Origin of the sequence: Idiomarina sp. MD25a, from assembly GCF_001870515.1 — a bacterium.
Lineage (GTDB): Bacteria > Pseudomonadota > Gammaproteobacteria > Enterobacterales > Alteromonadaceae > Idiomarina.
In genome coordinates this window covers 1,067,281-1,079,132 of sequence record NZ_MDGT01000003.1, presented here as the reverse complement: position 1 = coordinate 1,079,132, position 11,852 = coordinate 1,067,281, and the positions used below count along the sequence as shown (strand labels likewise).

The 11,852-nt window shown below is 48.1% G+C and carries 13 protein-coding genes; 4 read left to right on the top strand and 9 right to left on the bottom strand.

Features of this window, described 5'->3' with window-relative positions; all coding sequences use genetic code 11:
* Nucleotides 1–15: 15 nt before the first annotated feature.
* From ppnN to BFR57_RS09100, 4 genes are all read left to right on the top strand, one after another.
* Entirely contained in the window at nucleotides 16–1,371 is a 1,356-nt protein-coding gene (ppnN, locus tag BFR57_RS09115; RefSeq protein WP_071463652.1) for a nucleotide 5'-monophosphate nucleosidase PpnN, read from the top strand.
* A 4-nt stretch (nucleotides 1,372–1,375) separates the two neighbouring features.
* Nucleotides 1,376–1,750: a DUF3192 domain-containing protein gene (locus BFR57_RS09110; RefSeq protein WP_071463651.1), complete on the top strand. Its 375-nt coding sequence runs from the start codon at nucleotides 1,376–1,378 to the stop codon at nucleotides 1,748–1,750.
* A complete protein-coding gene (locus BFR57_RS09105; protein WP_071463650.1) occupies nucleotides 1,747–3,132 on the top strand; it encodes a hypothetical protein in 1,386 nt (461 codons plus the stop codon). Before BFR57_RS09110 ends, BFR57_RS09105 begins: the two co-directional genes overlap by 4 nt.
* Nucleotides 3,133–3,227: 95 nt before the next feature.
* Nucleotides 3,228–4,232, top strand: a complete 1,005-nt coding sequence (locus BFR57_RS09100; RefSeq protein WP_071463649.1) for an isocitrate dehydrogenase — start codon at nucleotides 3,228–3,230, stop codon at nucleotides 4,230–4,232.
* A gap of 91 nt (nucleotides 4,233–4,323) precedes the next feature.
* Here BFR57_RS09100 and rlmM read toward each other — a convergent pair whose 3' ends face one another.
* The 9 genes from rlmM to BFR57_RS09055 all read right to left on the bottom strand — a co-directional run bounded on the left by rlmM (nucleotide 4,324) and on the right by BFR57_RS09055 (nucleotide 11,845).
* Nucleotides 4,324–5,400, bottom strand: a complete 1,077-nt coding sequence (rlmM, locus tag BFR57_RS09095) for a 23S rRNA (cytidine(2498)-2'-O)-methyltransferase RlmM (RefSeq protein ID WP_006955281.1) — start codon at nucleotides 5,398–5,400, stop codon at nucleotides 4,324–4,326.
* Entirely contained in the window at nucleotides 5,397–5,768 is a 372-nt protein-coding gene (locus tag BFR57_RS09090) for a DUF423 domain-containing protein (protein WP_006955280.1), read from the bottom strand. Before BFR57_RS09090 ends, rlmM begins: the two co-directional genes overlap by 4 nt.
* Entirely contained in the window at nucleotides 5,765–6,391 is a 627-nt protein-coding gene (locus BFR57_RS09085; RefSeq protein WP_071463648.1) for an alpha/beta family hydrolase, read from the bottom strand. Before BFR57_RS09085 ends, BFR57_RS09090 begins: the two co-directional genes overlap by 4 nt.
* Nucleotides 6,388–7,296 (bottom strand): transcriptional regulator GcvA, encoded by a 909-nt coding sequence (locus tag BFR57_RS09080; protein ID WP_071463647.1) that lies wholly within the window; start codon nucleotides 7,294–7,296, stop codon nucleotides 6,388–6,390. The genes BFR57_RS09085 and BFR57_RS09080 overlap by 4 nt, the downstream gene beginning before the upstream one ends.
* A 1-nt stretch (nucleotide 7,297) precedes the next feature.
* Nucleotides 7,298–7,750, bottom strand: coding sequence for a hypothetical protein (locus BFR57_RS09075; protein WP_071463646.1), 453 nt, complete (start codon nucleotides 7,748–7,750; stop codon nucleotides 7,298–7,300).
* A gap of 89 nt (nucleotides 7,751–7,839) precedes the next feature.
* On the bottom strand, nucleotides 7,840–8,604 hold the full coding sequence (locus BFR57_RS09070; protein WP_071463645.1) for an SDR family oxidoreductase: 765 nt from the start codon (nucleotides 8,602–8,604) through the stop codon (nucleotides 7,840–7,842).
* 11 nt (nucleotides 8,605–8,615) lie between these two features.
* A complete protein-coding gene (mmsB, locus tag BFR57_RS09065) occupies nucleotides 8,616–9,512 on the bottom strand; it encodes a 3-hydroxyisobutyrate dehydrogenase (RefSeq protein WP_071463644.1) in 897 nt (298 codons plus the stop codon).
* A gap of 29 nt (nucleotides 9,513–9,541) precedes the next feature.
* Nucleotides 9,542–10,678, bottom strand: a complete 1,137-nt coding sequence (locus BFR57_RS09060; RefSeq protein WP_071463643.1) for an enoyl-CoA hydratase/isomerase family protein — start codon at nucleotides 10,676–10,678, stop codon at nucleotides 9,542–9,544.
* A gap of 9 nt (nucleotides 10,679–10,687) precedes the next feature.
* Nucleotides 10,688–11,845 (bottom strand): acyl-CoA dehydrogenase family protein, encoded by a 1,158-nt coding sequence (locus BFR57_RS09055; RefSeq protein WP_006955273.1) that lies wholly within the window; start codon nucleotides 11,843–11,845, stop codon nucleotides 10,688–10,690.
* Nucleotides 11,846–11,852: the final 7 nt, after the last annotated feature.

The window sequence follows — 11,852 nt, the reverse complement described above, 5'->3', positions numbered from 1 at the left end:
AGTAAGAAATAAGTAATGAAAGCAAGTATCTCACCTCAGGGAAGTATGTCCCTGCTATCACAATTAGAAATCGAACGATTAAAAGCATCATCCAACAGTCAACTATATAAGCTTTTTCGTAACTGCTGTTTAGCCGTACTGAACGCCGGTAGTCACACCGATAGCTCGGCAGATATTTATGACAGTTATAAAGACTTTGAAGTTAACATTATTCGTCGTGAGCGCGGCATTAAACTAGAACTCATTGAACCACCCGAAGAAGCCTTTGTTGATGGCGAAGTCATTGTCGGTATACGCGAGCTGCTTGAGTCTGTGCTACGCGACATTTTGTTCACCGGTGAGCGCTATTCAGAAACCGATTTAGAACAAGCTGATAGCGCAACGTTAACACATGTCGTGTTTGATATTTTACGTAACGCACGGACGTTACGCCCGCAAGAAGAGCCCAACATGGTGGTTTGCTGGGGCGGGCATTCAATTAACGAAACCGAGTATAAGTACACCAAAGAAGTCGGTTATCACGTGGGTTTGCGTGGACTGAACATCTGTACTGGCTGTGGTCCAGGCGCTATGAAAGGGCCAATGAAGGGTGCAACCATCGGACACGCCAAGCAACGTGTTGAAGGCGGTCGTTATTTAGGTTTAACAGAACCGGGGATTATCGCAGCCGAGCCTCCTAACCCGATCGTTAATGAGCTTGTTATATTACCCGACATCGAGAAGCGTCTAGAGGCGTTTGTTCGCTGTGCTCATGGTATTGTTATTTTCCCAGGTGGCGCAGGTACTGCGGAGGAGCTGCTGTATTTGTTGGGTATCTTAATGCACCCTGACAATCAGCGCCAAAGCCTACCGGTTATTTTAACCGGCCCTGAGTCATCACGAGATTATTTCGAAGCACTTGACGAATTCATCGGCGCAACCATTGGTGATGAGGCGCGTCAACTTTACAAAATAATTATTGATGATCCAGCCGCTGTCGCTCAGCACATGCATGCCGGTATGGCCGCAGTTAAACAATACCGCCGTGATTCAGGCGATGCGTATTATTTCAACTGGACCTTGAAAATCAACGAAGAGTTTCAACGCCCTTTCAGTCCGACTCATGAAAATGTTGCAGCGTTGAACCTTCATCCGGATCAACCCAAAGAGCGTCTGGCGGCAGACTTACGTCGTGCCTTCTCAGCTATCGTTGCGGGCAATGTAAAAGACGAAGGTATTCGTCAGATACGCAAACACGGTGTGTTTAGTATTCACGGTGAACAAAGTCTGATGAAACGCCTAGACGAATTATTAAGAGCCTTTGTAGAACAAGGTCGCATGAAGCTTCCAGGCTCTGTCTACCACCCGTGTTACAAAGTCATAACGGATTAATTTAATGCGCAAGCTGGCTTTGGTATTTATTGTCGGAATTGTCGGTTATATCGCTGTGTTGGGCTTGGTAAAAGTCTTTTATCAAGCTGACCCAGCCGATATGAAATGGCAAGAACGAGAAACTTACAATGCAATGCAAATTGGTCAGCTCGAATTAGGTATGTCTAAAGATCAGGTGATCCGTATGCTCGGTTCACCTGATATCAATGAAGCTAAAGAAACCTCACAAGGTGACCTCCATGTGTTGTTCTACCGCACGCACCATGTGACTTCTGATGGCATCACCACGAAAGATGAGTGCACCGCGCTCTTGTTCGAAGATAATCAATTGACGGCGTGGGGGTCTGGCGCTTACGACAGTTATAAAGGCACCCAATGAGTCGTCTAGAAGCCTTTTTAACTTCGTTTCGTCCTACACTTAACCACCCTACTGCCGTTGATCTCTACGCTCACTGTAAAAACCTTGAATATGAGCTCAGCGAATATCAGTGGCCAGATTATTTTGTCCTTTGGTCAAGTGAGCACCGCGTGCAGAAAATGGCTTACAGCCTTGCGTTACAAAGCGCAATCAATATGTTTCAGGTGGCTGATAAGCTAGGACTTGCGACCTCGTTCCGCCGTTTGCTGATGACAGCAACGATGATTCGTTCGTTACCTGCACCGCTAAAAAACGTCAACCGACTGCAATCCCCCCTACTTAAAGCATGTTTAGATGAATCTGCCACATCGCACCACTATGCCTATTATCTTGTTGATTGGTCTTTAAGGCTCGCACAGTACCAACTCGGCTTGGATGGTAAAGGTATTTTGAGCAAACTACTAACAGGCAAACGACACCCTTACTACTGGCCGCTGGCTGAGGCGCTGCCGCCATCCATGCCCGATCGCATTGATGGAGACACGTTAGCGCGTGTTGTGGATCAGAAGCGACACAGCCCCTTGTACAAGCGTGAAGCATTAAAACCACCCAAAACGCTGTTGAAGGCGATTAAGCGTTACGCTACGCAAAGTGGCGCATTGGCACCTATTATTAAAGCTATTGAGCATCAACCGGCGCTGCATGAAGCGTTAATCAGGAGTGCAAGTGAGCATGCCCAAACAGCGCCATTTAAGTCGACTAAGCATGCCTATTTGTATTTGGGTGCGCAGCGTGCGTCACATATTTTGGCTTCAGCAAGTTTACAGCAGCATATCGATAGTCATCGCGTGCCGCTACATGAAACGCTAATGCAACGTCTATCATTACTTGTCGAGTTGTGGCATCAACTCAAATACCATACCAATGTCGCCTGGCCCTTGCGCGAAAAACTGGTTGCGCAAATCATTGCTATCGATCTGATTCACCATCCTGCGCTTGCGACCGCTACCCAATGGCCACAACTACAGCCTGACACCCCGTTGAGTGCGTTTGGTCTGCTGGGCGTCAAACCCGAACCGGCGCAACAGAAGCACAGTGAGACGTTAATACAGCGCTGGGGCTTATCGGAGCAGGTCAATCAATTGGTCAGTTTCCAAACCGAGATAACCAACAAACAGCAGGCGGTATTCTTACTCGGCTGCATTCTACTGCAGGAAATATTCGATCCACATCACGCGCTACCTAAACGTTGGTCGAACGTGCAATCGAAGCTGATCCAACAGTTCGACATCAGCTCGGAAAAGTGGCACACAATTAAACGTGATGCCGTCGCTAAGTGCCACAGTTTCAGCCCGCTCGATGTCAACATTAGTGTAGTGAATGATTACAATCACTCAAGCTAATATTCTACCTGCTAGTCCATCTGCGGTTGTAGTGCTAGACTTTCGACATCCGTAAAATCCTAATTTAATGTAGTAGCTAGGCATAAGGAACGAACATGAGCAGAAAAATCACGGTGATTCCAGGCGATGGTATTGGTCCCGATATCGTCAAATCGGCACTCGCCATTCTTGAAAAAGCAGGCTGTGACTTCGACTATGAATTTGTCGACGCAGGTCTTACAGCGCTTGAGAAAACGGGTGAGTTGTTGCCACAAGCTACATTGGACGCCATTGCTAAAAACGGCGTTACCTTAAAAGGCCCATTAACAACCCCTGTCGGCGAAGGCTTCACTTCGATTAATGTGAGTTTGCGTAAGCGCTTTGGTCTGTACGCGAATTTACGCCCAGTGAAGTCATTCAAAGGTACTCAAGCACGTTATGACAATATCGATATTATCACGGTGCGAGAGAATACTGAGGGCATGTATTCAGGTTTAGGTCAAAAAGTCAGCGAAGACGGCTCTGAAGCGGAAGCAATGAGCAAAATCACGCGTGCTGGCGCTGAACGTATCGTGCGTTTTGCATATGACCTCGCTCGCCGCGAAGGTCGTAAGAAAGTGACAGCGGTACACAAGGCAAATATCTTAAAATCAACTTCAGGACTGTTCCTAAAAGTCGCCCGCGAAATCGCTGATGAATATCCGGATATTGAATCAGCCGAGATGATTGTTGATGCAGCATGCATGCGTTTGGTCATGAACCCAGAAGACTTCGACGTGTTGGTCACCACTAATTTATTCGGCGATATTCTATCAGACCTTTGTGCAGGTCTGGTCGGCGGTCTTGGTATGGCGCCTGGTGCTAACATCGGCAAAGATTGTGCAATTTTCGAAGCCGTGCACGGTTCGGCGCCGGATATCGCAGGTAAAAATCTAGCCAACCCAAGCTCGGTCATTTTAGCCGCGGTGCAAATGCTTGAGTATTTAGAAATGCCTGAGCCGGCAGAGAAAATTACCCGTGCCTTGGCTGAGGTTATCGAATCCGGTGATCGTACAACGCGTGACTTAGGTGGTAGTCATGGTACTACTGACTTCACCGATGCTATTATCGAACGTTTATAATCGATGAATGTAACCGTGCAATAGCGCTCAGGAGGCGTAGGTCGCGCGAAATGCGCGACTTACGCATAAAGCATCGATTTGTCAGCTTTAGTTAAAGCCAGCGTAGGTGTACCGTGATTTCCTCTCTGTCATGATACAAATGTTTGGCTTGAATTTCGAAACTCCGTTCACCCTGCTCTTGCAATTGCTCGGTTATTTGTTCCAAATACTGCTTTACAGAGGCGTAGCGTTGACGCATCGGTAGCTTTAAATTAAATATTGCTTCTTTGCAGTATTCTTCTAACAGCCAGGCTGTCATTAGTTCACCTACCCGCGCAGGCTTTTCGACCATATCGCACACAAGCCAAGTGACATTGCGACGCTTGGGACGATACTTAAAACCGTCCTCACGAATGTGCTCTACCTGACCCGTTTCCATTAGGCTGTCCGCCATTGGGCCATTATCGACGGCTTGTACCATCATGCCACGACGTACTAGTTGATATGTCCAACCGCCCGGTGCGGCACCGAGGTCGACTGCACGCATACCGGCTTGAATTCGCTGCTCACGTTCCTCTTCTGGCACGAAAACATGAAATGCTTCGTCTAACTTCAACGTAGAACGACTCGGCCCATTAGATGGCATACGTAAACGCAAAATCCCTTCTTCATAAGGACTCTGATTGAAGCTGTAGGAATACCCCAATAAAGCGTACGCCTTATTAACAAAAAACACATGTAAAAACGGACGCTTCGCGAGTGGCTTCTTGCTCAGCAAATCGACAGCGCGTAAGCCCTGGCGTAACGGGACAGCAAACTTACGACAAAACTTAGCGATAGCGTTCGCTTCATTGCTATCAGGTGTTTCTACACGTAACGCCCCCGCTAGCCCGAACCACTCTTTATGAGGTTCTAACGCTTCTTTTACGACACTGACACGATCCTCAATACCTGCAAGCTGAGCACTTGCTAAAAGAACAAAAAACGTGCGGGTGAAGATGAGTTCTTTTAATGGTAATTTTTTGGCTAAATGATCCGCTTCCTCTGCTTGGCAATGATAAACCACATAGGCTTGATCGGCCTGTGTTTGGCAATACCCATATACACCGAGTGCGGCTGCTTTTTCTTGGATCTCTGCCGCACAATCCCCTTCAAAACCTGCACGACACAGCAATACCAATCCATTCATGCTTTAACTGCTCCAACTAATAAGCAAATCCAACCCAAAATAAATAACAAACCACCGAGCGGTGTTATCGGACCAAACCATTTGATGCTGGTCAGCGCCAGCGCATATAAACTTCCTGAGAATAATACCACACCCAGCGCCCAGAAGATGCCCGCGGCCGCGACCCATGGTGAGGGGGCAAACCGAAGCCATAATCCCGCCAGCAATAACGCGAGTGTATGATAGAACTGATAGGTCACACCGGTCTGAAATACCGTCAGTAACTGTTCACTCAATCGACTCTTTAACCCATGTGCCGCGAATGCCCCGAGTGCAACCGCTACCGCACCATATAGTGCTGCAATAATTATCAATAACTGACTCATCATTTTAAAAACTCCTCAGTAAGTCGGCTCGCCTGAAGCCATAAGCGCTCACGTAAATGACGTTTAGCGGCAGTCGGTTCAAACCCATGATCAGCGCCCTCAAGCCATTGAATCTGCCAATGTGACGGCAATATTAACGCGCTATTGCGAACCTGTTTTGCAAATGGATCGCGCGTCCCCTCGATAATTAATCCGGGACTACGTGCATACCCCAACTCGTCTAAGCGAGAGCGCTCGGGCTTAGCCGGTGGATTAAATGGAAAGCCCAGCGCGATTTGACCCTGCGCTTCAAATTCATCCGCCAGTCGTAACATGACCCGACTTCCCAGTGACTTCCCTGCAAACCAAGTAGGTTTACCGTCTTGCTGCAACGCCGATAACCACATCTGCATTTGCTCTACTAAACGTTCCATCCTATCCGGCGGACGCTTAACTCCAGTTGCTCGGACTTTTTGCCAGTATGGAAAGTCAGGGCGTACGATCTCAAAACCAAGCGCTTGCCACTGGTCAGTAAAAAATTGCATGAAAGGGGTATCGGGGCCACCCCCCGAGCCATGAAAAAAGACGATGCGTTGCGTGTTGCGCTCACCCGCGACTTGATAGGTCGTTCCCTTTAAATGCTTCATTCTGATTCTAACTCGAAGGCGCGTTCTTCTTCGTGCACCAATTGCATGATCCAGTTGCGAAAGGTGGCGATCTTACCGATTTCTGACTGATTGTCACGGCAGACAAGATAAAATGCCTTATTACGTCGCAGCGCCTGAGGAAAAATACGTATCAAGTGTCCGCTATCAATTTCTGGTTTAGCTAAAACGTGATTCGCCAAGGCAATGCCCTGCCCATGCACCGCTGCCTGTAATGCGAGACTTGAGTGGCTAAATACGGGTCCACCATCTTTTATCGGCTTTCTCTCGCCCACCATCTCAAACCAGTCGTTCCATGCATTACGCGTTTCATCATGTAACAGCGTATGTTTGAGTAGATCTGCGGGAGTTTTTACGTTCATGCGTTCTGCCAGAATCGGTGAACACACAGGCCATAAGTACTCTTTGTGCAAGCGATAGCTTTTTATCCCAGGCCACCGCCCATCGCCGTAATAGATGGCGACATCGACATCATCGGTGAGTGAACCGGTAATTTCATCCACGGCTTTGATACGAATATCCATATCTGGGTGCGCCTCGCGGAAACTGCTCAAGCGGGGCACGAACCACAAAATAGCAAAGCTCGGTGGCACTGAGACGGTCAAGGCACCCTTCTCAGAGACCAGTCTTAACTTGTCAGTCGCCTGTATCAATTGCGCAAAAATATCTCTTAACTGCAGGTAATACGCCTGCCCTTCTTCGGTCAGCAACAGCGTTCGATTACGCCGAATAAACAACTTAATTTGCAAAAATTCTTCCAGCGCTTTGACTTGATGACTCACCGCAGCTTGGGTTACGAATAGTTCTTCTGCTGCTTTAGTAAAGCTCAAATGGCGTGCTGCAGCTTCGAAAGATTTAAGCGCATTCAGCGGCGGCAGTTTTCGCATGTTATTTATCCCCGCCCATCGCGCCACTGAACTTATTAACCGCATCGATATACTTATCGCGAGGCAGTTCGTGTGCCATTAAGCCCAAAAATTCAGTAAGGTGGGTCAGAATCACGCTGACATTTAACTGCTCGCCGTTATCGAACTTCAGCTTAAATGAGTGCCATAAAGGTGAGTAGTCGACCTCAGTAACATCAGCCCAGCGTTGCGTGCGAGGTTGAGACCATGCCTGCGTGTAACTCAGCTCTGATTGCTTCAAATTGATTTGTTTAAAGAAGATCTCGCCAGATAGCTTAAACGCGAAAACAACGCTCGCAAGGGCAACGATAGATGTGAGTAGTTGCGATAGTAAATCGCTTGGCCACTCTAAATAGGCTAACGCTAAAATGCACAGTGCGAGCCAAATCGCACAGATAGGAATGGTTTTAAACAGTAATGGATACGTCATTTTCATAGTTAAGCGTCTCTATTAGCAATCGAGCAACGAGTACTATAACAGAGACGCTCAGCTATGAGCCACATGGGGTTCGGTTTAGCGTTTAATTATAAACGCACACCACCGTCAATCTCCACAACGCGACCACTGAAAAAGTCGTTTTCAATGATATAACGCGCGCTATGAGCGATCTCAGTCGGCTGACCCCAACGTTTTAGAGGTACCATGGATAAAGCACGTTCTACCGCTTCTGGCTTCATTTGGGCAGTCATCGGTGTTTCGATAAAGCCTGGCGCGATAGCACCACAACGAATACCATAACGACCGAGTTCACGCGCCCAAGTTACCGTCATTGCTACAACACCGGCTTTGGTGGCGGCATAGTTGGTTTGGCCAATATTACCCGCGCGTGCGACGCTTGAGATATTGATGATGACACCTTTCTTACCGGCTTTAACCATTTGCGCTGCCGCTTCACGACCACACAGGAAGGTACCGGTAAGGTTAACATCCAACACCGACTGGAATTGTTGCAGTGGCATCTTCTGCTTGATTTCGCCATCTTTGAACTTAATCAATAACCCGTCACGCAATAGACCGGCGTTATTAACTAAGACATCAATGCCACCAAACTCTTGTTGAATTTGCTCAAATACCGTCTCGACTGATTCCTCATCGGTAATATCGACTTCATAGCCGATCACTTTTTTAGCACCCAACTTTTCACAGGCTTCTTGTGCATCACCTAATACATCACCGTTAATATCAATTAACGCCAGTTGTGCGCCTTGCTTGGCAAAATCTTCTGCCATCGCCAAGCCTAAGCCTTGTGCGCCACCTGTGATTACAATTACGCTATCTTTTACTTGCATGAACTGCCTCTTTATTTTTTCGAGATCGGTGTCAAATAGTTAAAAATACTTGAGAAGTCTTGTCGACCATGGCCTTGCTGCGACCACCCATGATAGAGGTTACGGGTTAAAGCGCCCATCGGCGTAGCGGCACCCGACTTTAACGCGGTTTGCTGTGCAAGACCCAAGTCTTTACTCATCAGATCGACCATAAAGCCGCCCTGATAATCATTACTCGATGGTACACCTTCCATCACGTCAGGGCACGGATTATAGACTTCTAATGTCCAGTTGCGACCTGAACTTTGCAACATGATTTCACTCAATACTTTCGGATCAAGACCATTGGCTTTACCAAGTTGCAATGCCTCAGAAGTACCTACCATCAGTACTGAAAGCAGCATATTATTGCATATTTTGGCGATTTGACCCGCACCGACATCACCCGCGCGGAACACATTTTTGCCCATGTCATTGAGTACGGTGCGTGCACGATCCACATTGCCCTCAGTGCCACCGCAGATGAACGTTAAGGTCCCCGCTTTCGCGCCACCGACACCACCTGAAACCGGTGCATCAATAAAGGCAATACCCGCTTGTTGTAATTGTTCACCCACATAGATCGCAGCTTCCGAAGAGATGGTACTACAATCAATGACCAACTGCTTATCCGTCAATACGTGTACAAGTCCCTCATCACCTAAGTAGACCGACTCGACATGATGGTCGGCCGGTAACATGCTGACGACAAACTCCACACCTTCAATCGCTTCGCGAGGGCTTGCACAGGCTCGGGCACCCGCAGCTTCAACCTGTGCTAGAGCGTCTTTCGATAGATCAAACGCATTTACATTGTGACCTGCTTTAGCCAAGTTCATGGCCATCGGTCCACCCATGTTGCCTAATCCGATAAATGCGACATTCGCCATGTTCGACTCCTTCTTGTTGTCGATAGTTATTATTTTTTCATCAACACTTGCTCAAGCGCTGCTAATGGATGTGTACGCTCGCCCCACGGTGGGTCGAAAAACCCGTCGATGGCCTCTTCCGTCACATCGCCTACGCTTGCAAACTGCCACTGCGGCTGTTTGTCTTTGTCGATGAGTAATGCACGAATACCCTCGGCGAAATCGCCGCGCACGGCGCAATTGCACGATAATGTAAGCTCGAATCTAAAGCAGTCTGCTAATGACAGATCCGCACCATGATGGGTTTGTTGCCATACTAAGTGAGGCGTGATTGGGCAACCATGACTGAGGTTTTTTTGCGCCTTCTGGAACCACTTATCGTCTTGTTGCTCGGCCAAAACTCGTTGGGTCGCTTCAGTCACACTACTTGCAGACATACATTGTTGTATGGTCTCAAGATGGGGTTCAACCTGAGGACTGGGTAGCGCAGTATCATCCTGTTCAGCAAGACGCTCGAGTGTATCGGTTACTTTTTGATGATTCAGTGCGCCCGTATCACCCCATTCAATAGCCTGTAGTGCTTCGATGACTTGAGCTTTATGTTCGTGACCGACGAACTGATCAGCAAGATTTAGGAAAAGAGCGTCAGACGCATTCATAGTCGCGCCAGTCATACCTAAAAACGCGCCACATCCCTCCGGCATCCGATTCAAGAAGTAGGTTGCCCCCACATCGGGGTATAAACCAATGGTAACTTCCGGCATCGCCAGCAATGAGCGCTCTGTTACGATGCGGTGACTGGCACCATTCATTAGACCCATACCACCGCCCATCACAATACCATCACCCCAGCAGATGATCGGCTTTGGATAGGTCTGAATGGCATAGTCTAATTGATATTCCGTAGTGAAGAAGTTCTCGACTTCTTCAACTAATTGGCCGGGCTGTGCTTGCATCGCTTTGTACATAGCAACGATGTCGCCACCGGCACAAAACGCTTTTTCACCTGCGCCTTGCAGCCAAACACAAGCCACCTGAGGATCATCAGCCCAGGCTTGTAATTGCGGCAGCAGTGTTTCTGCCATTGCCAAGCTGAGCGCGTTGAGTGATTTTTCAGAGTTTAGCGTAGCAACGCCGATGACTTTGTCACCGGCGTTGATTGTTTCAAGAATTACGGGAGTTTGCATGCCGACTCCTTACAAAATTTGGCGGTCGCTATCAGCTAGAATGCGACGTGCAATGATCAGTCGCATCACTTCGTTGGTTCCCTCAAGAATTTGATGAACGCGCACATCACGAACATGGCGCTCAAGCGGATATTCTTTGATATAGCCGTAGCCACCATGGATTTGTAGTGCTTCATTACACACTTGGAAACCGATATCCGTGGCAAAGCGTTTAGCCATCGCACAATAGGTTGTCTTATCGGGATCATTGTTATCCACTTTCGAAGCAGCTAATCGAACCATTTGACGTGCTGCAACAAGCTCAGTCGCCATGTCCGCCAGTTTAAACTGAAGCGCTTGGAATGCTGCTAACGGTTTACCAAACTGACTGCGTTCGTGCATATACGCAGACGCCGTCTCTAATGCCGCCTGCGCAGTACCTACGGAACAGACCGCGATATTGATACGGCCACCATCCAGTCCCATCATCGCGAACTTGAAGCCCTCACCTTCATCACCCAACAAGTTCTTGGCGGGAATGCGCACATCCTCAAAGGTCACAAGACGGGTGGGTTGAGCGTTCCAACCCATTTTATCTTCTTTTTTGCCATAGCTGATGCCTTTTGCATCGGCTGGCACGACAAAGGCAGAAATACCTTTAGGGCCCGCCTCTCCAGTGCGAGCCATGACCACCATCACATCTGTTGAGCCGGCACCTGAAATAAACATTTTAGAACCGTTGAGAACGTACTCATCGCCTTCTTTTTTAGCGCTGGTGCGCAAACTCGCTGCATCTGAGCCAGAGCCTGGCTCAGTTAAACAGTAAGAACCGAGCTTTTCACCGGTTACTAACTCTGGTACCCACTCGTCGATGACATCTTGTTGACCGAATGAACCAATCATCCAGGTCACCATATTATGAATGGTCATCATCGCGGTGGTGGCTGTACAACCACCCGCTAATTGTTCGAAAATAAGTGCTGAGTCTAAACGACTCATGCCAAAACCACCCGCCTCTTCTGGGGTATACATTCCCATAAAGCCCATCTCACCGGCCTTACGGAAAACCTCGATGGGGAAATGAGCTTCTTCATCCCAGCGCGCTGCGTTAGGTGCAAGTTCTTTATCCGCAAACGCTTTGGCAGTATCGACAAAGGCTTGTTGGTCTTCAGTTAATTCAAAGTTCATGCTAACT

Bases quoted from the DNA above. Each gene is read 5' to 3' on its own strand.
- mmsB (WP_071463644.1), bottom strand. From the start codon at position 9,512: ATGGCGAATGTCGCATTTATCGGATTAGGCAACATGGGTGGACCGATG.
- BFR57_RS09105 (WP_071463650.1), top strand. From the start codon at position 1,747: ATGAGTCGTCTAGAAGCCTTTTTAACTTCGTTTCGTCCTACACTTAAC.
- rlmM (WP_006955281.1), bottom strand. From the start codon at position 5,400: ATGAATGGATTGGTATTGCTGTGTCGTGCAGGTTTTGAAGGGGATTGT.
- BFR57_RS09085 (WP_071463648.1), bottom strand. From the start codon at position 6,391: ATGAAGCATTTAAAGGGAACGACCTATCAAGTCGCGGGTGAGCGCAAC.
- BFR57_RS09070 (WP_071463645.1), bottom strand. From the start codon at position 8,604: ATGCAAGTAAAAGATAGCGTAATTGTAATCACAGGTGGCGCACAAGGC.
- BFR57_RS09080 (WP_071463647.1), bottom strand. From the start codon at position 7,296: ATGCGAAAACTGCCGCCGCTGAATGCGCTTAAATCTTTCGAAGCTGCA.
- BFR57_RS09055 (WP_006955273.1), bottom strand. From the start codon at position 11,845: ATGAACTTTGAATTAACTGAAGACCAACAAGCCTTTGTCGATACTGCC.
- BFR57_RS09060 (WP_071463643.1), bottom strand. From the start codon at position 10,678: ATGCAAACTCCCGTAATTCTTGAAACAATCAACGCCGGTGACAAAGTC.
- BFR57_RS09090 (WP_006955280.1), bottom strand. From the start codon at position 5,768: ATGATGAGTCAGTTATTGATAATTATTGCAGCACTATATGGTGCGGTA.
- BFR57_RS09075 (WP_071463646.1), bottom strand. From the start codon at position 7,750: ATGAAAATGACGTATCCATTACTGTTTAAAACCATTCCTATCTGTGCG.
- BFR57_RS09110 (WP_071463651.1), top strand. From the start codon at position 1,376: ATGCGCAAGCTGGCTTTGGTATTTATTGTCGGAATTGTCGGTTATATC.
- BFR57_RS09100 (WP_071463649.1), top strand. From the start codon at position 3,228: ATGAGCAGAAAAATCACGGTGATTCCAGGCGATGGTATTGGTCCCGAT.
- ppnN (WP_071463652.1), top strand. From the start codon at position 16: ATGAAAGCAAGTATCTCACCTCAGGGAAGTATGTCCCTGCTATCACAA.